Origin of the sequence: Myxococcus guangdongensis (genome assembly GCF_024198255.1) — a bacterium.
GTDB classification, from domain to species: Bacteria; Myxococcota; Myxococcia; order Myxococcales; family Myxococcaceae; genus Myxococcus; species Myxococcus guangdongensis.
In genome coordinates this window covers 860,877-886,636 of record NZ_JAJVKW010000001.1, presented here as the reverse complement: position 1 = coordinate 886,636, position 25,760 = coordinate 860,877, and the positions used below count along the sequence as shown (strand labels likewise).

The window sequence follows — 25,760 nt, the reverse complement described above, 5'->3', positions numbered from 1 at the left end:
TGGGGCTCATGTAGCAAGTCCCGGTTGACGAAGAACGGGCTCGGACATCTGCTTGAGCGATGTCCGAGCCCGTTGTCGTTTCATCGCCGCCCTCCGCCGAGGCTCGCCCGGTGGACGTCGGTGAGCGCGTCACGCTGTTGGATGCCCTGCGAGGCTTTGCCCTCTGCGGTGTGTTCGTCTCCAACAGCGCGGCCTGGTTCAGTGGTCGGGTGCTGATGCCGCCCCAAGAGGCGCGCGCGCTGACGGCGCCGCTCTTCGAGACCGTCATCAACAACCTCTACCTTTTCTTCGTGAACCAGAAGTTCGTGACGCTGTTCTCGTTCCTCTTCGGGCTGGGCTTCAGCATCCAGATGTCCCGGGCGGAGAAGCGCGGCGACTCCATCACCCGGCTCTATGCCCGGCGCCTGCTGGTGCTGCTGGGCCTGGGCCTGTTCCACCAGTACGTCATCTGGGTGGGCGACATCCTGCACACCTACGCGCTGGTGGGCTTCCTGCTGCTGTTGTTCCGCAAGGCCTCGAACAGGACGGTGCTCATCTGGGCCGTGCTGTGCATGGCGGTGATACCCAGCACCGTCCAACTGCTGTCACACCACATCCCGATATGGCTCCACGGCGCGGAGGCCGCGAAGGCCACGGCGACGGCCACGCGCGCGGCGGAGCTGGCGGCGCGTACGCGCCTCCTGGAGGCGTACTCGAGTGACTCGCTCTGGACGTCGATGGTCGGCGGCATGCGCTTCAACGTGGAGACGTTCCTTCAGCCCAACCGCCTCGTCTGGATGAGCTTCGCGTTGGGCCGCTTCCTCTTCGGGCTGCTGGCGGGGCGGCTCTTGTTGCTCCAGGACATCGAGGGCAACCGGTGCGTGCACCACCGCCTGTTGTTCTGGGGCCTCTTCCTCGGCGTCATCGGCAACGGTCTGGGATTGGTGCTCTGGCGGCTGCGCTCGCTCGGGTTGATGGACGAGATGAGCCGCGACACGTCGATTCTGCTCAATCAGGCGCAGGAACTCGGCTGCCTCTTCCTGGGCGCGGCCTACGTCGCCCTCTTCGCGCTCCTGTCCCGGCGTGGCTGGGTCCAGCGCGTCTTCGCCGTGCTGATGCCCGTGGGGCGCATGGCGCTCACGAACTACCTGCTGCAGTCGGTGGTGAGCGTCTTCATCTACAACGGCTGGGGTCTGGGGCTCATCACGAAGTTGCCACCGTCACGGGTCATCTTCCTGTCGCTCGGCATCTTCGCGGTCCAGATCGTCCTCAGCCACCTGTGGCTCTCCCGCTTCCGCTTCGGACCCGTGGAGTGGTTGTGGCGCTCGCTCACGTATGGCCATGCTCAGCCCCTCCGGCTGCCAGCGGGGAAGGGGGCGGTGGGGACAGCGGTGTCGTGAACCGCTAGCGTGGGCACTCTAACGGGGAGGTCGTGCCATGACGCTGAAGACACGAGGCGTGGTGCTGTTGTTGTCGACCGTGGGGCTCGTCGCTTGTGGAGGCTCGGGGGCAGAACCCCCTCCACCCTCGGCGGAGGCAGCGGGAGTCGTCACCTCCGCCGTGGTGCCACCGTGCACGGGAACCAATGCCTGGTCGACGCTGGGACATGATGCCCGCCGCTCCTCCACCTCCGACGGCTGCGCATGGCATCCCCTGCGCAAGCTCTGGGAGTACGCGCCCACGGCGGGCGCGGGGCGCACGGTGCAGGGCGTCGAGCGCGCGGTGGCGAACACCGGAGGCGTCTACCTGACGTGGAACTCCAATCCCAACTACGTCGGCTCCGGCGGCAGCCCCGCGTTGGACAAGCTCGCCGTGGACACCGGCGCCAACGTGTGGAGCGTGGACCGGCAGCTCAATGACAACCGGGGACACTGGCCGACGATGTTCACCTACGAGAAGAACGTGGGGGGCGGTGTCTACGAGGCGAAGGAAGGCATCGTCCGCAACGATGACGGCATCCGGACGTGGAGCCAGCAGTTCGGCGCCAACTACTATTCGGGGGGCACCATCCCCTATGCCGAGTACGAGCAGGCGCCCAACGACAGCTGGGGCCAGTCGCTGTCGGACGGCACGCGGCTGTGGGTCTACAACCAGCTGCACTACCACGGCCCCAAGCTGGGGCTTCGCTCCATGGACAAGCGCGGCAACCTGCTCCTGGAGTTGAACACCTACGGCTACTACGGCGGCACGCGCGTCTTCCCCCAGCACCAGTGGGACACGGCCGAGGACCACCTGGGCTCCATCGCCGCGGACGGCGGCTTCATCTACCTGGCCGCCATCTACAACTTCCAGTGCTCCACCAACTGCTCCGCCACCGAGCCGCGTCCCTTCGCCACGGGCCTGTATGGCTGGGATGTCGCCACGGGCACGGCGCGCTGGCCCCGCGTGGCGCTGGAGCCCGCCAGCCACATCAGCGTGTCCGGCAATCGCATCTACCTGCTGGAGCGGGACCCCGGCACCGGCACCGTGACGTTCAACATCCGCAACGCGGGCTACAACGGCGCCAGCCTCTTCCGCTCCGCGCCGCTGCCCAGCACGCACCTCACCGGCTATCAGGCGCCGGTGCTCGTGGCGGGACGCGCCATCTTCGCGGCCCAGGAGACCTCCGGCTCCAACCTGGGCACCGTCCTGTACTCCTTCGACGCGCTCTCGGGCGGCACGCCCCTGACGACCACGCTGACGGGTGTGTATGACGTCACCGTCCCGTACTACGGGCGAAACCTGCTGGATTTTTCCACCACGCCCTTCGCGGGCAGGCGCAGCACGAGCATCGCGGCGGCGTCGGGGACGAAGGACGATGCGGGCGTGAGCATCCCCACGCTGGTCATCACCTCGCGCACCGGGTTGCATGTCGTCGCCGTCTCCACGTTGTCGACGCTGTGGAGCGCCACCAAGTTGTCGCTGGTGGGCACCTCGGACGGCGGCGCGCTGAGGGACCCGGTCATCGTGAAGGACCGGGTCTACGTGGTGGACCGGAACAAGGTATACGCGTTGGGGCTATAGCCGAGGCGCTGACGCCGAGGCTGGAGTGAGAGGAAGCATGATGCGACGGTGGCTGTTGCTGGGGCTCTGTGTCTCCACGCAGGCGGGGGCGCAGGACTATCGGGCGTGCAAGGAGCTGTTCGTGTCCCCGCTGGCGGCGAAGGTCGAGGCGACCAACGCCAGCGGCTCCGCGTGGGACGAAGGCTCCTCGGCGGACCCGGAGCTGACCGCGATGGCGGTCGACGTTGAAGGCGCTTCACCCGTCGTCATCGGCCCGAAGCAGGAGGACGCCACCACCCTCCTGTGGAACAGCCTCTTCCTGGAGGAGACGCGCTCGGGGGCCTGGCTCCCGGTGGGCGTGGGCGGCTCGCTGCACCTGCTGCTCACCGACTCGGACGAGGGGCCCTCGGACTTCATCGGGGCCTTCTCCGTCACCGTCCCCGAGTCACTGGCGCAGACGGGCACCGCGTTCATCCTCACCTCGTCCACGGGCACGCAGCAGATGCCGCTGACGCTGCGAATCTCCGCGACGGATGGCAAGCGCCCCTGCGCGGGTCTGGAGAAGGCCGGGCCCGTGCGCTACGAGCTGCCCGCGCCCATGTTCACCGCGCGGGTGGACACGGCGCTGTTCGAGAAGGTTCGCGGCGCCCAGCGCTGCAAGGCCGGAAGCACCCAGCGCGAGTGCAAGCCGGAGAGCTACGACGTGCTCTACACGCCGGAGCTCTTGAAGGACTCCTGGGTGACGCTCGTGTCCGGCGGCCCCTTCGATGGCAACCCGGGGAAGTTCTTCGCGGTGGCGTTCGGCATCGAGCCCGCGCGCCGGCAGGTGGCCTACGTGGGCCGCTGCGACGCGGTGAAGAAGGTCCCCGCGCTGGGCGAGACGCTGGCGTGCGTCCTGGGCAACAAGGCCACGCTCATCAGCATGGAGAAGGGCAAGCCCAAGACCCGGGCGGCCAACGCGCGGGAGCTGGAGGCGCTGAAGGAGCAGCCCGCGGACGCGCCCGAGTCGAAGCCGTCGCCCTGAGAGGACGTCTGACACGGCGCCCTCGGAGTGGGGGCGCCGTGCGGGGGCTTCACGCCGGCGGACGCATCGTGATGAGCACCACGCCGATGCCGATGAGCGCGAGGCCCGACAGCCGCTCCCGCCAGACCTGGGCGCGCGGTGAGCTGGAGACGCGGCCTCCGGCGACGCCCAGCCAGGCGTACCCGGCCAGCACCGGCACCTCCACCACGATGCAGGAGACGCCGTACACCGTGAACTGCAGCCCCGCGTGAGGGCCCGGCTGGACGAACTGCGGCAGCAGTGAGCCGAAGAACAGGATGGATTTGGGGTTGGCCAGCTGCTTGGCGAAGCCCTGCACGAAGGCGCCCTGCCACAGGGGCGGCTTGGGGCGCTCGGCCAGCGTGAGGCTCTTCTTCGCGGCCCACAGCGTGCTCACGCCCAGGTAGACGAGGTAGGCGGCGCCCGCGGAGCGGATGGTGTTGAAGGCGATGCGTGAGGTGGCCAGCGCGGCGCCCAGGCCCGCCACGGAGATGAGGAAGTACACGGCATTGCCGGCCTGGATGCCCCACGTCGCGCTCATCCCCGCCCGGAACCCCCGCGACATCGCTTGCGAGACCACCAGCAAGACAGCGGGTCCCGGAGTGATGGCGAAGAGCGCCATCGTCAGCGTGAAGGTGGCCCAGAGCGTGAGGTCCATGAGGTGGGTGCGCGCGGCCGGAGCGTATCTCCGGACTGGCGGCGACCGGGCACGGACGCGGTGGGGTGGGCGCGAATGACGAACTCGAGGGGGCCCGGTCCTCCGTCGGATGCAGGACGTGCCACCCGGGGCCTCGTCGCCGGTATGCGACGCTCGCGCGGCGGGTCGTTGGCGTGACGACGTCCCGGATGTCGGCCTCGTGGATGAGGGCACGGTGGGGCGAAATCCGGCCGTGGCCCTGGGGCCTTCTCGTGTTCTGCTCCACCAGAACGGAAAAAGCCCCCGGACGAGGGGCTGGCGGCGGGGCTCTCTGGAGGGAGGGGCTCGTGGCTGGGGCCATGAGGAGCGTCACTCGTGAAGAAGACGTACGTCGGAGGCTGTCACTGTGGAGCGGTCCGGTACGAAGCGGATGTCGACCTGAGCCAGGGCACCTACAAGTGCAACTGCTCCATCTGCACCAAGGCGCGGCTGTGGCAATCCGTCATCGGTCCCGAGGACTTCCGGCTCCTCGCCGGTGAGTCCGCGCTCACCGAGTACCAGGCCCGCTCCAAGCAACTGCATCACCTGTTCTGCAAGCACTGCGGCGTGCACGCGTTCGGCTGGGGCGACGACACGGAGCTGGGCAAGTACTACACCGTCAAGGTCAACTGTCTGGACAACGTGGACGTGGACGAGCTGATGCGCTCGCCCATCACCTACGTCAACGGACGCGACGACGACTTCTCGAAGCCCCCGGCTGAGTTCCGGCACCTCTGAGCCGGGGCTCGGTGCCCGGCGTGGGCCTCTGGCGATCAGCGGATCCGCCCAGGGTGAAACATGTCTTGAGACAACTCACTGAAATCACGAGGAAGTGTGGTTCTCGCGCAACCTGGGGGCACACTGTGGCGATAATCCCGAAGCGCGCCATTCACGCTCTCCATCGGGATCCCCCAAACCATGGCCTCGAAGATCAGCGACACGCCTCGCCCCCTGCCCACCGCGTCGTCGCGAGCCCCGGCCGCGAAGGCCCCTCCGCCGCCCGAGAACAAGGCGAAGGCGCTGGACTCGAGCTGGAACAAGGACCGCTTCGAGACCGGCTCCACCCAGCAGTTGCCCCGCCTCCCCGCGCCGCAGCTTCCGGCCCCGCTGCCGCAGCTTCCGGCCCCGGTGCCCCAGCCGCTCCCGCAGCTGCCGGCGCCCGTGCCCCCGCCTCCGTGCCAGGGCCCGGTGGAGCCCACGCCCGAGGAGCCCTCCGAGCCCGCGCCGAACCTCGCGGACGCGGACCCGATGACGCACATCGCGTACCTCGCCTCGGACGAGCTGCAGGGGCGTGACAGCCCGTCGCCCGGGCTCGACGCGGCCTCCGCCTACGTGCAGGCGCATGTCGAGAAGTACGGCCTCGTGGGCCCCAACGTGAACAGCCCCGAGAACCCGTTCCAGCAGCGCTTCGACGTGTTCTCGTTCGTGGGCAACACCGACGCGAACCAGGTGCACGGCGGCGACGAGCACAAGGCGCACAAGCAGTTCGGCCACAAGCTCTTCGAGGAGGGCTTCTACCTGGAGGAGGGCATGCCCCGGGAGACGCTGGCCATGCTCAACAAGAAGTACGAGAGCGCGATGAAGGCCGAGGGCCAGCCGCTCGCGCCCGCGCGCAACGGTGGCCTGCGCAGCGTCGAGGAGCTGCGCTCGCTGGCGACGGAGTCCGGGCAGGCGGTCAACACCATGGCGCTCCTGCCGGGCTCGGGTCCCCACAAGGACGAGGTCATCGTGGTGATGGCCCACCTGGACCACGTGGGCACGGACCGTCGGGGCAACGTCCACAACGGCGCGGACGACAACGCGTCGGGCAGCGCGGTGTTGATGGCGGCGGTGCCGGAGCTGGCGGAGGCCGCCAAGCGCGGCGAGCTGGACCGCTCCGTGCTCTTCATCTGGACGGGCGCCGAGGAGAAGGGCCTGGTGGGCTCGCAGTACTTCGTGGACCACCCGATTCCGGGCCTGGGCACCGAGCAGATTACGGGCGTCATCAACGTGGACATGGTGGGCCGCTGGGATGACCAGCGCTTGTCCGTCGTCGACACGGACCGCCGCGGGCAGGCCAACTACTTCCGCGACGTGGTGGAGCAGGCCAACGCGCAGCTGCCGGACCCGTTCGACCGCATCAACCGCGACATCAACATGTATCGGGACCGCCAGGACGGCGCCGTCTTCGGCCGCAAGGGCGAGGACGTGCTCTTCCTCTTCGAGGGCCTGTCCAACCCGAAGGGCGGCGGCGACCTCATCCCCGAGTACCACGAGCCCGAGGACGACATCGACCTCATCCTCCGCGACAACGGTGGCGAGAAGCCCCGCCGCGTGAAGGACCTGATGGTCAACGTCATCGAGCTCGCCGCGAACCGCACGACGGAGAAGTAGGGGCGAGCCGGCTCGTCCAGGAGGGCGTCGTCGCTGACGCCCTCCGCCTTGGCGGCGCGCTCGTGCGAGGCGTCGTCGCTGACGCCCTCCGCTTCGGCGGTACGCTCGACCGGCTTTGTCCAGCAGGGCCTTGTCCCCGATGGCCTCCGCCTTGGCGGCGCGCTCGCCCGGCCACGTGCTCGAGGGCGTCGCGTCGGATGCTCCTCCAGCCTCTTCTGACGGGGCTTCGTGCCTGACGGCCCATGGCTCCGGCTCACACCCGCCGGGGCTTGTCCCTGGGCCTCGCCCCGTCGAGACTCGACATCATGTCCGCCGCCATGCCCTCGCCGCGCTCCTGGTTCGCCTTCTCCGTCGACCTGTCCCCGGTGACGGCGCGTGAGCGCCTGCCGGGGCTTCCGGCCCTGCCCGCGCTGCCGGACGGAGAGCTGGTGGACGCCCTGGACGTGGACGTCGTCTACGACGTGCCCTCGCTGGCCTGGGGCGGCAAGGTGGCCCGGCTGGTGGATGCCCCGGGCAAGAAGCTCCCCGGCGTGCTGCGTCGGCTCTCCCCGGAGGCATGGGACGCGGTGAGCCGGCTGGAGGCGGTGATCGCCGAGGCCTCCACCTCCCGCCCCGTCAAGGTGCGCACCTCCACCGGCGCCCTGCTCTCCGCCCACGCCTTCACGCCCCCGCCCAGGGCCACCCCCGCGGCCCAGGGGACCATCAGCGAGGCCTTCCTCGTCACGCTGGCCCTGGCCGCCGAGCACGCGGGGCTCGCCGCCGACTACGTCGAGCGCCTCCAGGCCGAGGCGCAAATCGTCGGCACACTCCAGCAGGCGAAGGCGGACGCACGGGGCGTCCAGGCTCCCCCGGGCAAGAAGCCGTAGTCGCAACTTCGTGACAGAAATGTGATGGCGTGACGCAACCGGGCACCGCGTCGGGCCGACGATAGAGATGCCGGGCCTCACTCCGCGCCAGCCCCTGGTCGGCCCAAGGACGTCTCAAGCCATGACGACGCTGCGACCCACTTCTCGCGCCAGCACCCCGTCCCCCTCGGTGTCCACCGAGGCGGCGCCCGTCAATGGCCTCAAGCCCCAGGACACCAGCGCCTGGGCTCGCTCCAGCGCTCGCGAAGTCTCCATCGCCGAGCTGCAGACCAAGTTCGGCTGGACGGACCAGAGCTGGGAGGCCGGCCTGCTGAAGGCGGCGGACCAGGCGGGCACCAAGACGCGCGGAGGCAACGGCAAGGTCTCCGCGGCCGAAATCCAGGCCTACCTCACCGCGCCCACCGACGGCCGCTACCTCACCTCCACCGCGCTCCAGCAGGGCCGCGCCGCGCTCGACGCGAAGCTCACCCAGGCCGGCGGCTCCGTGAAGGTGGATGCCTTCGACTCGAAGTGGCAGGACGGGCTCGCCAGGCGGGCCGACCTGCTGGGTGGCAACGGCGACGGCAAGGTGAGCCAGGAAGAGCTCGCGGCCTACATCCAGAAGTCCAAGGCCAACCAGGTGGACGGCACGAAGTGGGTGCCCGACCAGCAGATGGCCGCCTTCCAGAGTCGCGTCGCGGAGGCCGCCGGTGAGGTGGACCCGCTCCGTCCCAAAGGGGGCGCGGGCAAGGGCCTGGAGCTGGTGAAGCAGTACTCGCGACTGATGCTGGACGAGGGGAAGAACCTGCCCACCTTCGTCAGCCACATGCTCTCCGCCGCGGACATCCACGAGACGCCCGTGGAGGTGAACCGCAACAAGAGCACCTTCGTGCGAGATCCGTCGCTGCCGCTCACGGGCATCACGGACTCGGACTACAACAACACCGGCTTCGACCGCGGCCACATGAAGCCCGCGGAGGATTCGCCCACGCAGGAGGCGATGAACGAGAGCCACCAGATGTCGAACATCGCCCCCCAGTACGGCAACCACAACCAGCAGGTGTGGCGCACGCTGGAGAAGGGCATCCACGGCCTGGTGGAGCAGACGGGCGGCAAGGCCTACATCGTCACGGGCAACCTCTTCCTCGACGACCAGGGCAAGCCCCTGCCGAAGGACGAGATTGCGACCACGGGCGCGAAGGACCGGAAGATCGCCGTCCCCACGCACAACTTCAAGACGGTGCTGCTGGAGCTGCCCAACGGCAACCTGACGATGTTCGCGTACATGGTGCCGAACCTGAAGGACGGCCCCTCGAAGAAGGAGGCCATCGTCCCGCTGCTGGAGAACGCGCGCGTGCCGGTGGACCGCATCGAGGAACTGCTCGGTCAGGACCTGTACGCGCAGCTCCCCAAGGGCGTGCAGAGCCAGCTGGAGAAGGACTCGAAGGCCCCCGGCGCGTTCCAGCTCGAGGGCAGCCAGTACGAGTCCATGACGCTGCTCACGCAGCGCTGAGTGTCCCGCGCCGGCTCGGGCTCACGGCACGGGCAGCGAGAGGTAGTGCTGGCCCAGCTCGTTGAGGGCGCCGTTGGGGCCCAGCAGGCTCGCGAAGCACGGGTCGTTCGTCCAACGGCCGGTGAACCAGGCGTAGCGGAACACGTCCTCGCGGCGCTCGCACACGGCGACCATCTCCGTCATCTGCGCCTTCTGCTTCGCCACGGAGTCGATCTGCGCGCCGTCCCGCTGCTGGTGGCAGTTGGCGAACTCGGTGACCCAGAACGGCTTGCCGTACTTCTTCAGCCGGTTGAGCTGCCCGTCGAGCCCGTAGTCGTACCAGTGGAACGCCAGGTAATCGATGCGCGGCTCCCGGTTGCCGTTCTCCGCGCGGTACGTGGCGTAGAAGGCGTCCAGCCACACCACCGGGTCCGAGTAGTTGGCGAGCGTCCCCCAGTTCATCGCCGGGCCCACCAGCTTCACGCCGGTGTTGGCGGCGACGCTCTCGTAGCGGGGCCAAAGGCGGGCCGCGGCCTGCGGCGACATGTTGGCCTGGTCCGTCAGGTTGGGCTCGTTGAGCAGGAGCAGGTACTGGATGTGGGGATTGGCGCGCAGCATCTGCTCGATGCGCGCGGCGTCGAAGTTCCCGTTCCACAGCATGGGGATGAAATCCATCCCGTAGCGGGTGCGGAAGTCGGCGGGCACGTTGGCGTGCGGCTGGGGGCTCCAGTTGTACCACCAGCTCACGCCCGGGGAGACGGCGGCCAGGTCCTCGGGCGTGGCCAGGTCGAAGGCGATGCCGCGCTTGACGCTCTTGGTGAGCGGCGGCTGCGTGCCCGCGTCCGTCTCCGTGGAGGGCCGGCCCGGCTTGATGGGGTCCGCCGGGTCGCAGCCCAGCAGCAGGATGAACGCGATGCAGGATGGCGCGAGCCAGCGTCTCATGAACCGTCACCTCCGCCCGTCAGGGCGCTTGGGGACGGTCATCCTAGTGTGAGGAACGGCGCGGTGCGGCTCGTCGTTGAGCGCGCGAGCTTCGCGGGAGGCCCGGCCGCGACGATGCTCCCACCTTCGTCTCCCGCCCCCGGCCCCATGTCGATGACCCAATCGCTGGCGGAGACGACGCGCATGTCGTGCTCGACGAGGATGACGGTGTTGCCCGCGTCGACCAGGCCCTCGAGCTGCGTCATCAGCTTGTCCACGTCGGCCGGGTGCAGGCCCGTGGTGGGCTCGTCCAGGACGTAGAGCGTGTGGCCCCGCTGGGGGCGCTGCAGCTCGGTGGCCAGCTTGATGCGCTGGGCCTCGCCGCCGGACAGCTCCGTGGCCGGCTGTCCCAGGCGCAGGTAGCCCAGGCCCACCTCGCGCAGCACGCCGAGCGCGCGGGCCACGTGGGGCTCCTCGGTGAAGAACGCGTGGGCCGCGTCCACCGTCATCCCGAGCACCTCGGCGATATTCTTGCCGCGGTAGCGGATCTCCAGCGTCTTCGCGTTGTAGCGGGCGCCGTGGCAGGTGGGGCAGGGCGCATAGACGCTGGGCAGGAACAACAGCTCCACGCTCACGAAGCCCTCGCCCTCGCACGTCTCGCAGCGGCCCTTGGCCACGTTGAAGGAGAAGCGACCCGCGTCGTACTTGCGCGAGCGCGCGGTGGGCGTGGCGGCGAAGAGCTTGCGGACGTGGTCGAACAGGCCCGTGTACGTCGCCAGGTTGGAGCGCGGCGTGCGGCCGATGGGCTTCTGGTCCACGCGCACCATCCGGTGCAGCCCCTCCATCCCCTCGACGATGCGGCCGCCCGTGGTCTTCACCTCTGAACGCTCCAGGGGCTCGCCCTCCTCATCCTCCTCGGGGGGCGCGTGGCCCAGGTGCGTGGCGACCAGCTCCACGAGCACCTGGCTCACCAGGCTCGACTTGCCGGAGCCGGAGATGCCCGTCACGGTGGTGAAGACGCCCAGCGGGAAGTCGACGTCCAGGCCGTGCAGGTTGTTGCGCGACACGTCCTTCAGTCGCAGCCAGCCCTTGGGTTCGCGGGGCGCGTGCGTGCGCGCGGTCTGCTCTCCGAAGAGGTAGCGCCGCGTCTGGGAGTTCTCCACCTGCTGGAGCCCGTCCAGCGGGCCGCTGTAGAGGATCTCGCCGCCCTTCTCGCCAGCGGCGGGGCCCACGTCCACCACCCAGTCCGCGTGGCGGATGACATCCACCTCGTGCTCCACCACGAACAGTGAGTTGCCCGAGCCCTTCAGCGCATCGAGCGCGCGCAGCAGGGCCTGGGTGTCCGCGGGATGCAGACCCGCGGAGGGCTCGTCCAGCACGTACACCACGCCGAACAGGTTGGAGCGCACCTGGGTGGCCAGCCGCAGTCGCTGGAGCTCTCCTGGTGAGAGCGTGGGCGTGGCGCGCTCCAGCGAGAGGTAGCCCAGTCCCAGCTCCATCAGGACGTGAAGTCGTTCCACCAGGTCCTTCGCGATGCGCTCGGTGACGAGCGCCTTCTCCGGGTGCTCGCGGGTGAGCTTCTTCAGGCCCGGCGCGGTGCCGTCGGCGAAGGGGCGCAGGAGCGTGTCGACGCGCTTGAGCGGCAGGCGGGACAGCTCGCCGTAGTCCAGGCCCGCGAAGGTGACGGACAGGGACTCGCGGCGCAGGCGCTTGCCGTGGCAGATGCGGCACTCGCCGCTCTCCATGTACTGGGACACACGCTTCTTGATGAGCGGGCTCTGCGTGGTGGCGAAGGCCTGGAGCACATAGCGCCGCGCGCTGCTGAAGGTCCCCATGTAGCTGGGGGGCGACTTGCGCTTGAGGGCCTGGCGCGTCTCGGCCGGCGTGAAGCCCGCGTAGACGGGGACGGTGGGCTGCTCGTCCGTGAAGAGAATCCAGTCGCGGTCCTTCTTGGGGAGCTCGCGCCAGGGGCGGTCCACGTCGTAGCCGAGCGTCACCAGGATGTCGCGCAGGTTCTGCCCGTGCCACGCGGGAGGCCAGCCGGCGATGGCCCGCTCGCGGATGGTGAGCGAGTCGTCGGGGACGAGCGAGCGCTCCGTGACCTCGTACACGCGGCCCAGGCCGTGACAGTTCGGACAGGCGCCCGCGGGTGTGTTGGGGGAGAACGCGTCCGAGTCCAGATGGGGCTGTCCCGGCGGGTACGTGCCGGCGCGCGAGTACAGGAGGCGCAGTGAGTTCGACAGCGTCGTCACGCTGCCCACGGACGAGCGCGTCGTCGGCGCGCCCCGGTGTTGCTGGAGGGCCACGGCGGGCGGGAGGCCCTCGATGGCGTCCACCTCCGGGATGCCCGCCTGGTCGATGAGCCGGCGGGCGTACGGGGCCACGGACTCGAAGTAGCGTCGCTGGGCCTCCGCGTAGAGCGTGCCGAAGGCGAGCGAGGACTTGCCCGAGCCTGAGACGCCGGTGAAGACCACCAGGGCGTCGCGTGGCATCTCCACGTCCACGTTCTTGAGGTTGTGCTCCCGAGCGCCTCGGACGCGGACGAAGCCTGTCGGGCGGTCGCTGGGCGTGCCTGCATGGGAGGGACGGCGGGGTCGGCTCATGAAGTGGGCTCCTGCCGGGTGTCCTACCCAATCTGGTGTCGGGAGGGAGCAACGAACAGCGGGCGAGCGACGAAGCCTCGCGCGATGGCCCCGAGAGCGCGTGGTGCACGAGGCCCCGGTAGACGGGCGGCCCTGCGCGGGAGTCGTCAGAAGGGGGCGGTCCAGGTCGGCCCCACTTCGTGACGTGCGAGCGACGAGTGAGGGAGAGATGGACCCGCGCGCGAGGTGCATGAGGCCCTCGGAGACGGGCGCTCCCTCGAGGGCGCTGTCAGGCGAAGGCGGTCCAGGTCGGCCCCACTTCGTGAAGTGCGAGCGACGAGGCATCGGGCGATGGAGCTGAGTACGCAACGCGTGATGCCCCCGGAGTCGGACGCCCCCTTGCGAGGGAGTCATCAAACGGAGGCGGTCCAGGTCGGCCCCCACTTCGTGAAGTGCGAGCGACGAGGCATCGGGCGATGGAGCTGAGTACGCAAGGCGTGATGCCCCCGGAGTCGGACGCCCCCTCGCGAGGGGTCATCAAACGGAGGCGGTCCAGGTCGGCCCCCACTTCGTGAAGTGCGAGCGACGAGGCATCGGGCGATGGAGCTGAGTACGCAAGGCGTGATGCCCCCGGGAGTCGGACGACCCCTCGCGAGGGAGTCATCAACCGGAGGCGGTCCAGGCTGGCCCCCACCTCGTGAAGTGCGAGCGACGCAGCATCGAGTGGTGGAGCCGAGAGTTCGCGGTGCACGAGGCCCCGGTAGACGGGCGACCCCGCGAGGGAGGCGTCAGATGGAAGCGAAGACCCGTGTGGTGGCTCGGGGCTGTTGCTCGTGGGGCCTCACTTCAGGGCGGCAGCTCGCCTTCCTGTCCGCTTCGGAGTTGCGAGACGGTTCTCCTGGAGTGCGGGTCGTTTCATTCGTGGGACGCGAGAGCGGCGCAGGCGTGCTGCGAAGTGGCGCGTGGGCACGCCACGTTCGGTGGGCCGGGTCCTCCGTGATAATTTCCGGAGGCCTGGGTCCCGATTCATCCTTCGTGCGCGAGGTGTGAATGGGCGAGGCCCTGGCTCCGTCGACTCGCGGCCTTGATGACAGGAGTGCTTGCGGTGCATGGGCCTGACTCCGAGCCGTTCGATGCGGTGCTGCGGTCCGCCGGTGAGTCGTCCGCTGCACGGCTCCGCGAATCTCCAGGAGCCCGGGAGGCCGTGACGCGCGCTGCCTCCGAGGCCGCGGCCCTCGGTGACGCCGCGCCCGATGTCCGAACCTTCACACGACATCTCGGTGCGCAGCTCGCGCGCGCCACGGACCCGCTGCTCGCGTTGGAGCGGTTGCACAGCCGGGACCTCGCGCTCGCGCTCGCGTGCGCGGAAGGAGTGCCCGCGGCCCGTGCGCTGCTGGAGCAGGACGTCTTCCTCAAGCTGCACGTCCCATTGTCGCGCATCCACCCCTCGCCCATGTTCGTGGACGAGGTGCTTCAGGTCCTGCGCGCCAACCTCCTGATGCCTCGCACGGATGCGCCCTCGCGGCTGCTCGGGTACGCGGGTTCGGGGCCGCTGCTGCACTGGGTGAGCATCTCCGCGGTGCGGCTCGCGCTGCGGATGCGCAAGGCGCTCGGAGACGAGTCGCTCGTCGATGCCGAGGTGCTCGCCGCGCATCCCGCGCCTGGAGGCTTGGAGTTGGGCTTCGTCCGCGAGGAGGCCCGAGGTCACGTGCGCGCGGCCTTCATCCGAGCCGTGGCTTCGCTGGATGACGAGGACCGCGAGTTGTTGAGGCTGCACTTCGTCGAGCGACTGTCGCTCGAGCGCATGGGCACGTTGTTCGGCCTGCACAAGTCCACGCTCTCCCGCCGGCTCTCCGTGGTGCAGTCCCTGCTGGAGAAGCGCACGCGCCGCGCGCTCACCGAGCGACTGTCGCTGCCCGAGCCGGAGGTGGACAGCCTGATGCGCGCCATCCAGGGTCGGTTGGACTTGAGCCTCTCGGGACTTCTGGAAGGACGGCCGTGAGCTGCCCGGACGAGAACGCTCTCTCCGATTACGCGAGGGCAGGGCTGGACCCCGAGAGCACGACGCGCGTGCGCGAACACGTCGCGGGGTGTCCGGAATGCCGGAGCGTTCTCGCCGCGTTGAGTGGGCTGGAGACACCTCCTCCGTCGGTCGGAACAGGCGCGCGCGTGGGGCGCTACGTGGTGCTGGGGCTCCTGGGCGAGGGAGGCATGGGCCGCGTCCATGCCGCCTACGACCCGGAGCTGGACCGCAAGGTGGCCATCAAGCTGCTGAACCTCACGAGGCTCGGAGAGGGTTCTCTCGGACAGGCGCGTCAGCGACTGGAGCGCGAGGCCCGCACGATGGCTCGACTGTCGCATCCCCACGTCGCCCAACTTCATGACGTGGGTGAGTTCCAGGGGCAGCTCTTCCTGGTGATGGAGTTGGTCGAGGGCGGCACACTGCGCCGGTGGCTCACGGAGAAGCCGCGCACGCGCCGGGAGATCCTCGAGCCCTTCATCCAGGCTGCCGATGGACTCGCGGCCACGCATGCGCTGGGCATCACCCATCGCGACTTCAAGCCCGACAACGTCCTGCTCACGCGCGACGAACAGGTGCGCATCACCGACTTCGGCCTGTCCAACGCGGCGGCGCTGGAGTCACCGCGAGAGGAGCGTCCCCGCGTCCCCGACGGAGCGTCGCTCACCGTCACGGGGGTATTCCTGGGGACCCCTGGCTATGCGTCGCCGGAGCAACTCCGTGGCGAGCGCGGGGATGTGCGCTCGGACCAGTTCGCCTTCTGCGTCGCGCTCTACGAAGCGCTCAACGGGCAGCGGCCCTTCGCGGGCAACACGCGCGAGGAGTTGCTGACGTCCATGCAGCGCATGGAGGTGCGTCCCGAGAAGCGCGGTGTGCCTTCATGGCTCGTGGCCGTGGTCCGGCGGGGGCTCTCGGTGGACCCGGCGCGACGCTTCGAGTCCATGGCGGTCCTGCGGTCCCGCCTCGCGCGCGAGGTCGGTGCCTGGAAGCGCAGCGCCGCCGTGGCCGTGCTCGCGGGCGGACTGGTGGGCCTGGGGTTCCTCGTGTTGGGGCCTTCCTGGAAGGACTCTCGCGAGCGCTGTCACGGCAGCGAGAGACACCTCGTGGGCGTCTGGGATGCGCCGGTACGGGAGGCCGTGCATCAGGCCTTCTTGAAGACGGGGGACGGTTCGGCGGAGGCCTCGTTCCAGGCCGTGGCTTCCTCGCTGGACCGGTGGACCCGGGACTGGACGCACGCGCATCAATCCGCGTGCGAGGCGACGCGGGTCTTCGGCGAGCAGACGGAGGCGGCGTTGGGCTTGCAGATGACGTGCCTGGACCAGCGCCTGGGCGAGCTGTCGCGCTTGACGGTGGCGCTCCAGGGCGCGGACGCGCGGACGGTGGAGCGAGGCTTCGGACTCGGGACGTCGCTCGGCGGCGTGGTCCACTGCGCGGACGTGCGCACGTTGCAGGAGGCCGTCTCTCCTCCCCAGGACCCGAAGGCGCGCGCGGAGGTGGACGCGGTGCGCGCGGAGCTGGCGCGCGCGAACGCGGAGCTGCTCGCGGGCCATACGCCGGAGGCGCTCAAGATTGCACTGCCCGCCCGGGAGCGTGCGCTCGTCACGCATCACCGACCGCTCGAAGCGGAGGCGCACCAACTCTGTGCCTTCCTCCAGGAGGACGCGGGGGCCTTCGACGAGGCCCGGAAGTCCCTGGCCCAGGGCTCGCTGGCGGCGGAGGCGGGACGACACCTGGGCGTGCTCGGGCGGGTGCTCAAGTCCCAGGCGTGGTTGCATGGGTACAGCCTGGGGCGCACCCAGGAGGCGTGGCCCTACTTCCATCGCGCGAGGGCCGTGGCGGAGTCGCTCCGGGACGCCGAGCTGGACGCGCTGCTGAACCACGTCCAGGCGGAGCTGCTGGAACAGGAGGGCCGCTTCGCCGAAGCCGAGCCGCTGCTGCGCGCCTCGTTGGAGGCCGCGAGCGCGAAGGGCCGGACGCAAGCGCACGCGGAGCTGAGCGGTCGGCTGGGGCTGCTGGCGCGGAAGCGGGGACGGCTCGTGGAGGCCAGGCACTGGCAGGAGGAGGCGGTGCGGCTCCACGAGGCGTACTTCGGACCGTCGCACCGGGACACGGGGCGGGCCCTGGTGAACCTGGGCGGAACGCTGGCGCTGCTCGGAGAGCTGTCACAGGCGGAGGTCGTCCTGCTCCGTGCGCTCGACATCCTCCGTCACACGTTGGGGGACGCGAACCTCTCGGTGGCCCGGACCTGGTCCAACCTGGCGCTCGTCTATTTCGAATGGGGACATGGCGCCCAGGCGCGCGAGGCCGCGGAGCAGAGCTGGTCCGTGGCGCAGAAGAGCGTGGCCGCAGACAGCCCGGTGCTGATGGGGATGGCGTCGAACTGGCTCGGTGTCCTCGGCGAGCAGGGTGAGCGGGCGCGGGAACTCGCGCACGTGCGAGGCGTCCTGGCGCATCGCGAGCGTGTCTACGGCGCCGCGCACCCGGAGGTGGCCCTGGACCTCCACGAGGTGGGCCGACTGCTGCGTCTGTCGGGGCGTCCGGAGGAGGCGCGGGGCTTCCACGCGCGAGGTGTCTCACTCCAACAGCCCCTCGTCGCGAAGGGAGAGGTGGACGGTGCGGGACTGCGAGCCCTCGCGGATGCGCTCCTGTTCCTGGGGCAGGTGGATGAGGCGCGTCGTCACGTGGAGCAGGCGCTCGCGAGCATGGAGAAGGACCTGGGCCTGTCGTCATCCGAGCGCATCGAGGCGCTGCTCGTCCTGGGCGACGTCCAGCTCGCGCGAGGCCAACCCTCGGAGGCGCTCGGCCCACTGCGCACGGCGCTGGAGTCGCTCACGCAGCGGCAGGTGGTCTCCGCGAGAGTGCCGAGGGTGCGTCGTCGACTCGCGCGAGCGCTTCGGCTGACGGGCGCGATGGAGGAGGGTTGCGAGCAGGCGCGTCGCGCGTCGGAGGAGCTGGGCGCCTGGAGCAAGGCTTACACCCAGGAGACGCGAGAAACGCGGGCTGAGCTGGCGCACTGTCGCGGAGGGTAGCGGTCGACTTCCCAGGAGCGGACCGCACCGCCTGGAGCGCGACGGCGATGCGCATCTTCATCCATGCCGCGTCCAACGTCGCGGTCGACTCCTTCGTGAGCGACGTGGCGCGGTGCTTCCAAGTCAGGACGTCACGGGCCTCGGACAGCGCCGAGGCCCTCCACGTCAGTCGAGCAACTGCATCAGGTCCGCGCGGGTGATGGCGGCGCCACCACCGGAGCCGCCTCCCAGCGCGGACTCGAAGAGCGCGCGCTTCTTGTCCTGGAGCGTGAGGATCTTCTCCTCCACCGTGCCCTGGGAGACCAGTCGGTACACCATGACGGGGCGCTGCTGTCCGATGCGGTGCGCGCGGTCCGCGGCCTGATTTTCCACCGAGGGGTTCCACCACGGGTCCACCAGGAACACGTGGTCCGCCGCCGTGAGATTCAAGCCCGTGGCGCCTGCCTTGAGCGAGATGAGCATCACCGGTGGGCCGTTCGGGTCCTGGAACGCGTCCGCCACCGCGCCGCGATTGGACGTGCTGCCATCCAGCCGGATGAAGCCGATGTCCGCCTCGCGCAGCGCCGGCTCGATGAGGTCCAGCATCGACGTCCACTGCGAGAAGACGAGCGCCTTGTGTCCGTCCGCCACCGCCGTGCCGAGCGCCTCCGCCAGCGCCTGCACCTTGGACGACGACTTCGCCTGCTGGCCCGGGACGAGCGCCGGATGACACGCGGCCTGTCGAAGCCGCAACAGCGCCTCCAGCGCCTTGAGCACGCTGCCGCCCGCCTCCAGCTGCGACACCACCTCTTCGCGCGTGGCCGAGTACACCGCGTCGTAGACCGCGCGCTCGTGCTCGCTCAGCGTGACGTGGCGGACGGACTCGGTGCGCGGCGGCAACTCGGGCGCCACCTCCCGCTTGAGCCTGCGCAGCACGAAGGGACGGATGCGCGCGCGAAGCCGCTCGGCCGCGCCCTTGAGGTTGTCCGAGACGGGGCGTGCCCAGCGCTCCTCGAAGTCCTTGCGCCCTCCGAGCAGGCCCCGGTTGGTGAAGTGCATCAGGCTCCACAGCTCCTCGAGCCGGTTCTCGATGGGCGTGCCGCTGAGCGCGAGCCGGAAGTTCGACTCCAGCTCGTACGCCGCGCGCGCCACCTGGCTGTCGGGGTTCTTGATGGCCTGCGCCTCGTCGAGCACCACCATGTCCCACGTCTTCGCGCCCAGCACCTCCGCGTCCAACCGCAAGAGCGCATACGTGGTGAGCGTCACGTCGGCCGTCTCGTCCAGGGAGCGGCCGGGGCCGTGGTACACGGACACCTTCAGCGAGGGACGGAAGCGCCGCACCTCCGCGTGCCAGTTGGGCAGCACGCTGGTGGGCGCCACGACGAGCGTGCCCTTCCCAATCATGCAAATCGTCTGGAGCGTCTTGCCCAGACCCATGTCGTCCGCGAGCACGCCGCCCAGTCCCGCCTGCCGTAGGAAGGTGAGCCAGCTCACGCCGTGCAGCTGGTACGGGCGCAGCTTCGCGGTGAGGTCTCGCGGGAGCTGGGGCTCGGGCAGCTTCTCGAAGCCCTTCACCAGCGGCGCCAGCTTCTCCAGCCCGGGCGGGGGCGGGTGCTCCAACGCCTCGCACAGGTCCGTGAGCTGGGGGATGGCGTGGTTGGCGATGCGACCATTCGAGTCGCGCGCCGACAACAGGTCTGTCACGCGCTGCCCATGCGACTTCAGCCACTGGGTGGGCAGGGGCGCCCAGCCTCCTCCCTCCAGCGGCACCAGGCCCAGGCCTTCTTCGTAGGCCTTCATCACGGCGGCCGCGTCCACCATGCGCGGCGCGTCCGGGCCCGCGCCCTCCACCTCGAAGTTGAACGAGAAGCCGACGCTCGGCGCGCCCACCTCGGTGGTGCCCGTCTGTACGCCGAGCACCGGCTTGAGCTTCACGTCCGGGCTGACGAAGCGCGCCGCGTCGCCGGTGAGCCCACCGCGCCAGCGCCGCAGCTTGTCGGCGAGCTGCACGGCCTCCTTGCCCTGCACCGACACGCGCCGGCCGGGGACCATGTTCAATTCGTCGCGCAGGCCGTGGACGAGCTTCTGCTCGGCGCCCTCGTCTCTCACGGGCACCGCGCCGCTCAGGTACACCATGCGCCCGTTGTCGATGCGCACCGTGGGCGGCGAGCCGTACACGAGCGTGGGCAACACCGAGAGCCCGCCTTCGAGTGGGTCCAGCTCCAGCGAGATGCGCGGCTTGAGCGTGCGGTCGATGGCCGGCAGCCGCCGGCTCTTCACGTCCACGGGCAGGCGCTTGGCCAGCTCCGGCAACACCTTGCCGGTGAGGTCGCCCATCTGGTCCGGCGAGAAGGCGCGCTCCTGCGGCAGCTTCTCCAATCGCGAACCGGAGATGGACTGCTCACCGAGCCGGAAGAGCACGCCGCCGCCCATCGCGATGCCGGGGCTGATGACCTCGGTGACGCGCGAGTCCTTGTCCACCTTCATCACGGTCTGCTCGCCCCGGTCCTCCACGGTGATTCGGGGCAGGAGCAGCTCGCTGGACACCGACATCAACATCCCGTCGAAGAGGATGGTGCGCGCGGGCTCCAGCGCGCGCAGCAACGCATCCAACCGCTCGGGAGGAAGCGCGCCGCGCGTGGGCCTCGCGAGCAGCGCGTCCACCACGCGGTCACACGGCTCCACCTGGATGCGCGCGGCCTCCACGGGGTTCGTGAGCAGCGAGGACAGGCTGCGCGCCAGCAGCCGCGCGGTGTTGTCCGGACGGACCACCAGCCGCTCCAACTGCAGGCCACCGTCCACGCGCTTGAAGCGGTACACCAATCGCTCGGGCTTGGCCGTCGCGCCAGGCCGTGCGCCGGGCGCGGGTGCCGTCGCGGGGCGAGAGGGGGCGGCGGGACGAGCGGGCGCGGCGGGACGCGCAGGCGCCGCCGGGCGGGGCGGGGGGCCCTTCTGCGCGGTGTGGTGGAGGAAGAGGGCGGCGGCCACCACGTGCTCGCACGGGTCATGCTTCCCCCGGCAGTCGCACTCCCAGATTTCGTCCTCGGGATAGAGGGTCGTCGTCACGGGGGCGGGGCGGCCGGTGGCGCGCACGCGCAGCACCGTCTCCTCCTCGCCGACGGACTGCACCGAGACAGCGCCGGCGCGGGCCAGGCCCATGCCGGCGGACCAGGTCTCCGGGCGCGCTTCCTCCTGGATGGTTTCGAGCAGGTCGGCGGTCGCGGACATACGGGGACCGCCTCCCTAGCGCCGTGGCGGACCCGGCGCAATCCTCGCCTGCGCCGGGTCCGTGGGAGACGAGCCTACGGGTAGGTGTCCAGGTACGCGCGGTGGCTGTTGGAGAACTCGAAGTTGGTGAACCTGTCCCAGTTGATGGACCAGGTCATCAGGCCCTTGAAGCCGGGGTAGCCCGCGGGGTTTCGCAGCACGTACGTGCCGCCGAAGGACTGGCCCTTGAGCAGGTAGTCGAGCGCCTTGTGCACGTTGGCCGGCGTGGTGTACCCGCCGCCCGCCGCCTGCGGTGACGACGGCAGGCCGATGAGCACCTGGTCCGCGCGCAGCCCCGGGAACATCGCGCTGGTGTTGCCGCCCACCGGGAAGCCCTGAATCATCATCTCCGCCATGGCCACGTGGAAGTCCGGCGTGCTCTGCGCGTAGGCGCGCCCGTCGAGCGCCATGACGGTGCCGGTGTTGTAGTGCTGCACGTGCAGGTACGTCAGCCTGTCTCGCAGCGCGTGGATGACGGGCAGGTACGCGCCCCAGGGGCCGCCGTACGCGGACATGCCGCCCTGCACGTAGGCCGTCTCGGGCGCCATGGTGAGGACGAAGCCCGTGCCGTTCTGGTTGAGCAGTTGGCGCGTGGCCTGGATGATGTTGACGATGCGCGGCGTGGTGGGGTTTCGGAAGTCGGTGTCCCCGCCGTTGAGCGACAGCGAGCTGCCCTCCAGGTCCAGATCGAGCCCGTCGAAGCCGTAGGTGGTGATGAGGTTCTGCATCGTGGTGACGAAGTTCTGCCGCGCGGTGGCGTCATCCAGGTGCACCGTGCCGTTCGCGCCGCCGATGGAGATGAGCACCTTGCGGCCCTGGCTCTTGAGCAGCGCGATGTCCGCCTTGAAGTCCGCGACGCTCGCGTTGTACGGCGTGAAGGCCATGTTGCCGGAGCCCGCGCCGCCCACGGGCTCGGCGAAGGCGACCTGGATGACGTTGAACTTCGCGGAGATGTCGCGCAGGCGGATGTTCGTCGAGCCGTTGTCGAAGTTGTGCCAGTAGCCCACGATGATTTTGTTGCCCGGGGGCGGCGTGCCCGTCGTCGTCGCGGACACGCTGTTGCTCGCCGCCGAGCGGTTGCCCGCGGCGTCGCGCGCCTTCGCGGTGAAGGTGTACGTGGTGTTCGCGTTGAGGCCCGTCACCGTGGCGCTGGTGGCGCCCGTGGTGGTGGCCGAGGCGCTGCTTCCGCCGTTGACGAAGATTTCGTAGCCGGTGACGCCCACGTTGTCCGTGGACGCGCCCCAGGTCAGCGACACGCTGCTGTTGCTCACACCGGTGGAGCGCAGACTGCCGGGCGTGGACGGAGGCACGGTGTCGGCCGCGGGCCGAGGCGAGGTGGTCACGCTGTGCGCGCTGCTCGCCGCCGAGCGGTTGCCCGCGGCGTCCCGGGCCTTCACGGTGAAGGTGTACGTGGTGTTCTGCGCGAGGCCCGTCACCGTGGCGCTGGTGGCACCCGACGTGGAGGCGGACGCGGCCGTGCCGCCGTTGACGAAGACTTCGTAGCCAGTGACGCCGACGTTGTCCGTGGACGCGCCCCAGGACAACGACACGCTCTCATGCGTCTTCGCCGTGGACGTGAGCGAAGGTGGGGCAGAGGGGGCCTGGGTGTCCTGCGGTGGATTCCCCGTACGCTCCAACCAGAGGGCCGGGACGTTCGGCGGCTCCCAGCCGACGAGCGACGTGTGGGACTGCCGGCAGTCGTAGCCCTTGCCGGAATACGAGACGATGTCGCCCACGGTGTACGGCGTGTTGGGCGCCCATGCGCCCCGGTCCGCCGCCAGGACGTGCGCGGGGAGCAGCAGGCACAGCAGGGTGGTGAGGACCGCGAAGGCGGTGCGTCCCGCCCGATGGAGAAGTCCTGGGAGCTGCATGGCATCGGCCTTTCAGCTGGGGGAAGAGGCGCCCGGTGGCACCCCTCCCCAGAGAGAGGCGACTCCCCATATTCGGGTCAAACCATGATTCCTGGTTCCGCTGCGCCTCGCGGATTTCGGCCCTATTTTCGGAAGTGGGGCGCGCGAGGCGAGTCATTCCAGGGGGTTGGCGACGCTCTTCAAAATAAATCGAGGTCGTGTCGATCTCCCGCGCGCCTGTTCGACGAAGCAATGAAGCCGGGAAGCACCCGGCACGGAACCTCGGAACGACAAGGAGCACGCAATGCGATTCATGGTGATGGTGAAGGCGACGAAGGAGTCCGAAGAGGGAATCCTGCCGGACGAGAAGCTGCTGACCGACATGGGGAAGTACAACGAGGAGCTGGTGAAGGCGGGCGTGATGATTGGTGGCGAGGGACTCCTCCCCAGCTCGAAGGGCGTACGGGTGCGCTTCTCCGGGACGTCGCGGACCGTGATTGACGGGCCCTTCACGGAGACGAAGGAGCTGGTGGCCGGCTTCTGGCTGTTCCAGGTGAAGTCCCTGGCGGAGGCCATCGAGTGGGTGAAGCGCTGCCCGAACCCGATGCTGAGCGAGTCCGACATCGAAATCCGCCAGGTCGCCGAGATGGAGGACTTCGGCGACGTGATGACGCCCGAGCTGCGGGCGCAGGAAGACAACCTGCGGCAGCAAATCTCCAAGAGCTGAGGCGCCTCGCCCCACCACCACACCCCCACGCACGGGGCCCGCGGTCAGCGCGGGCCCGTGCAAGTCTTTTTGTCGGGCGAACAGCCGTTCGCTGATGGCTGTGTTTTGATGAGTCTGGATTGTCCATGAGGCCATGTATGGCCATGGACGAGCGAACGCTCGCTTGAGCGCGCATGCGTGAATTCCTCCGCGTGCTCCTCGCGGGCGTGGCCTGTATTGCGGGAAGAAACCCGACCTCCGTCATTTCATTCCCGTGCGGGGAGACTCCGAACGTCCGTTCGTGATTGTCATTGTTTCACACCGCGTCGGTGCGGGCACGCAATGTCAGACCCCTCGTGCACAACGCACGTGTCTCATTCATCTCCATGCGTTGTCCGAATCGTGAGGGTTCAGCATGTCCCCGTCATCTCCGCAGGGCATTTCTTCTCCCGCTCAGGTCCTGGAGCGGATTCGTCAGTGCGCGGCCTCCGTCACGCGGTATCCGCTCGACATCCTCACGGCGGAGGCCTCGCTCGAGGATGAGCTGGGCATCGACTCGGTGAAGCTCGCCGAGATCGCCGCCGTCGTGGCGCGCGAGTTCAACCTCTCCGCGGACCGACTGCCGCGAGGGGCGAAGGCGCGCACGCTCGGAGCCATCGCGGAGGGCGTCGCCGCGCTGCTCGCGCAGTCCGCGCCCGTCGTGGCGGCGGCCTCCATGGTGCGGGGCGCACCCGAGGCCGTGAGGAGCCCGGCCCCGGTGGATTCCCGCTCCGTGGCGTCTCCCGTCGCGTCGGAGGCGATGCCCAGGGCGACCTCGGTGGGCGCTGCGTCCGCCGCGGCGCACGCCACGCCACGCCACGTGAAGGACGCGTCGAGGGACCTCGAGTCGAAGGTCCGCGCCGTGTTCGCGCGGGTGACGCGCTATCCAGAGGAGCTGCTGACGCTCGACGCCGACCTGGAGGACGAGCTGGGCATCGACTCCGTCAAGCAGGCGGAGGTGCTGGCCGTGCTCATCAAGGAGCTCGGTTGGGAAGTGGGGCCGAAGCCGTCCCAGCGGCTGCGAACCCTCTCCGCCATCTGCGAGGCCATCCGTTCGCAGCAGGGCGCGGCGCCGGTGACGAGCCCTGTCGTGGAGCAGGTGCCCGTGCGGGCCGCGCCGCCGTCCAGGAGCCAGCCGCCGCTTCCGTTCGAGGGCAAGGTCGCGCTCGTCACGGGTTCGGGGAAGGGCATCGGCAAGGTCATCGCCATGCGCCTGGCCAGCGCGGGAGCCACGGTGGTGGTCAACTCGTTCCACTCGCGGGACGACGGGGAGCGGACCGCGCAGGAGATCCTCGCGGCGGGTGGCAAGGCGCTGCACCTGTGGGGCTCGGTCGCGCACGAGGAGCACCTGGAGCGGCTGTTCTCCGCCATCGACGAGCGGCTCGGCGGATTGGACTTCCTGGTGTGCAACGCGTCCAACGGGCTCATCGGCCCGTTCGACCGGATTGCGCCTCGGGATTGGGACAAGGCGTTCCGCACCTGCGTCACCGGGACGTACGAGTGCGCCATGCGGGCCCGTCCGCTGATGGCGCGGCGCGGGGGCGGAGCCATCGTCACGATGTCGACGTCCATGTCCCAGCGGTACATGCACGACCTGGGATGCCAGGGCGTGGTGAAGGCCGCGGTCGAATCGCTCACCCGGTACCTGGCGGCGGAGCTGGCGCCCGAGGGCATCCGCACCAACTGCGTGTCGGCGGGCCCGGTGCACGGTGAGCTGCTGGGGATGTTCCCGGATGCGCCCGGGCGCGTGGCGCGCTGGGAGGCCGCGACGCCGGGAGGACAGCTCTGCACCGCGGACGACGTGGCGGACGTGACGGAGCTCTTGCTGGGCGCGCGGACGCAGCGGGTGAACGGCGCGGTCTGGGTCGTGGACGGTGGGCTCTCCGGGACGGTGGATGGCCTGCTGCCCGCGAGACCTGAGCGCACCCACGGACACGATGGACGGGCGCGGCTCGCCCTGGACGCCTGAACCCTTTCG

Annotated in this window: 16 protein-coding genes; 11 read left to right on the top strand and 5 right to left on the bottom strand. The window is 69.7% G+C overall.

The window, feature by feature from the left end; all coding sequences use genetic code 11:
- The first annotated feature begins 59 nt into the window (after positions 1-59).
- From LXT21_RS03545 to LXT21_RS03535, 3 genes are read left to right on the top strand one after another with little or no spacing between them, the layout of a single operon-like run.
- Positions 60-1,379 carry a DUF418 domain-containing protein gene (locus LXT21_RS03545; protein WP_254036661.1) on the top strand — a complete coding sequence of 440 codons (1,320 nt, stop codon included), beginning with the start codon at positions 60-62 and terminating at the stop codon, positions 1,377-1,379.
- 37 nt (positions 1,380-1,416) lie between these two features.
- Positions 1,417-2,982 (top strand): hypothetical protein, encoded by a 1,566-nt coding sequence (locus LXT21_RS03540; protein ID WP_254036660.1) that lies wholly within the window; start codon positions 1,417-1,419, stop codon positions 2,980-2,982.
- A 37-nt stretch (positions 2,983-3,019) separates the two neighbouring features.
- Complete coding sequence (locus LXT21_RS03535) at positions 3,020-3,985, top strand: hypothetical protein (protein WP_254036659.1); 966 nt, start codon at positions 3,020-3,022, stop codon at positions 3,983-3,985.
- 49 nt (positions 3,986-4,034) lie between these two features.
- Here LXT21_RS03535 and LXT21_RS03530 read toward each other — a convergent pair whose 3' ends face one another.
- On the bottom strand, positions 4,035-4,661 hold the full coding sequence (locus tag LXT21_RS03530) for a LysE family translocator (RefSeq protein ID WP_254036658.1): 627 nt from the start codon (positions 4,659-4,661) through the stop codon (positions 4,035-4,037).
- 354 nt (positions 4,662-5,015) lie between these two features.
- Here LXT21_RS03530 and LXT21_RS03525 point away from each other — a divergent pair, with 354 nt between their 5' ends.
- The 4 genes from LXT21_RS03525 to LXT21_RS03510 all read left to right on the top strand — a co-directional run bounded on the left by LXT21_RS03525 (position 5,016) and on the right by LXT21_RS03510 (position 9,410).
- Complete coding sequence (locus tag LXT21_RS03525) at positions 5,016-5,417, top strand: GFA family protein (protein WP_254036657.1); 402 nt, start codon at positions 5,016-5,018, stop codon at positions 5,415-5,417.
- A gap of 180 nt (positions 5,418-5,597) precedes the next feature.
- On the top strand, positions 5,598-7,052 hold the full coding sequence (locus tag LXT21_RS03520) for a M28 family metallopeptidase (RefSeq protein ID WP_254036656.1): 1,455 nt from the start codon (positions 5,598-5,600) through the stop codon (positions 7,050-7,052).
- A gap of 305 nt (positions 7,053-7,357) precedes the next feature.
- A complete protein-coding gene (locus tag LXT21_RS03515; protein ID WP_254036655.1) occupies positions 7,358-7,918 on the top strand; it encodes a gamma-glutamylcyclotransferase in 561 nt (186 codons plus the stop codon).
- A gap of 121 nt (positions 7,919-8,039) precedes the next feature.
- Complete coding sequence (locus LXT21_RS03510; RefSeq protein ID WP_254036654.1) at positions 8,040-9,410, top strand: DNA/RNA non-specific endonuclease; 1,371 nt, start codon at positions 8,040-8,042, stop codon at positions 9,408-9,410.
- Between the two features lie 21 nt (positions 9,411-9,431).
- Here LXT21_RS03510 and LXT21_RS03505 read toward each other — a convergent pair whose 3' ends face one another.
- Together LXT21_RS03505 and uvrA are read right to left on the bottom strand one after the other, a co-directional pair.
- A complete protein-coding gene (locus LXT21_RS03505) occupies positions 9,432-10,331 on the bottom strand; it encodes a glycoside hydrolase family protein (RefSeq protein ID WP_254036653.1) in 900 nt (299 codons plus the stop codon).
- A 38-nt stretch (positions 10,332-10,369) separates the two neighbouring features.
- Positions 10,370-12,913 (bottom strand): excinuclease ABC subunit UvrA, encoded by a 2,544-nt coding sequence (gene uvrA, locus LXT21_RS03500; protein WP_254036652.1) that lies wholly within the window; start codon positions 12,911-12,913, stop codon positions 10,370-10,372.
- Positions 12,914-14,096: 1,183 nt separating this feature from the next.
- Here uvrA and LXT21_RS03495 point away from each other — a divergent pair.
- Both LXT21_RS03495 and LXT21_RS45310 read left to right on the top strand, forming a co-directional pair.
- Positions 14,097-14,894 carry a transcriptional regulator gene (locus LXT21_RS03495; protein ID WP_254036651.1) on the top strand — a complete coding sequence of 266 codons (798 nt, stop codon included), beginning with the start codon at positions 14,097-14,099 and terminating at the stop codon, positions 14,892-14,894.
- Positions 14,891-17,941 carry a protein kinase domain-containing protein gene (locus LXT21_RS45310; RefSeq protein ID WP_254036650.1) on the top strand — a complete coding sequence of 1,017 codons (3,051 nt, stop codon included), beginning with the start codon at positions 14,891-14,893 and terminating at the stop codon, positions 17,939-17,941. Before LXT21_RS03495 ends, LXT21_RS45310 begins: the two co-directional genes overlap by 4 nt.
- Before the next feature lie 165 nt (positions 17,942-18,106).
- Here LXT21_RS45310 and LXT21_RS03485 read toward each other — a convergent pair whose 3' ends face one another.
- A complete protein-coding gene (locus LXT21_RS03485) occupies positions 18,107-21,148 on the bottom strand; it encodes a DEAD/DEAH box helicase (RefSeq protein ID WP_254036649.1) in 3,042 nt (1,013 codons plus the stop codon).
- Between the two features lie 74 nt (positions 21,149-21,222).
- Entirely contained in the window at positions 21,223-23,058 is a 1,836-nt protein-coding gene (locus LXT21_RS03480) for a fibronectin type III domain-containing protein (RefSeq protein ID WP_254036648.1), read from the bottom strand.
- 283 nt (positions 23,059-23,341) lie between these two features.
- On the opposite strand from LXT21_RS03480, the gene LXT21_RS03475 reads away from it, so the two are divergent.
- Complete coding sequence (locus LXT21_RS03475; protein ID WP_254036647.1) at positions 23,342-23,764, top strand: YciI family protein; 423 nt, start codon at positions 23,342-23,344, stop codon at positions 23,762-23,764.
- A 394-nt stretch (positions 23,765-24,158) separates the two neighbouring features.
- Positions 24,159-25,751 (top strand): SDR family oxidoreductase, encoded by a 1,593-nt coding sequence (locus tag LXT21_RS03470; protein ID WP_254036646.1) that lies wholly within the window; start codon positions 24,159-24,161, stop codon positions 25,749-25,751.
- Positions 25,752-25,760: the final 9 nt, after the last annotated feature.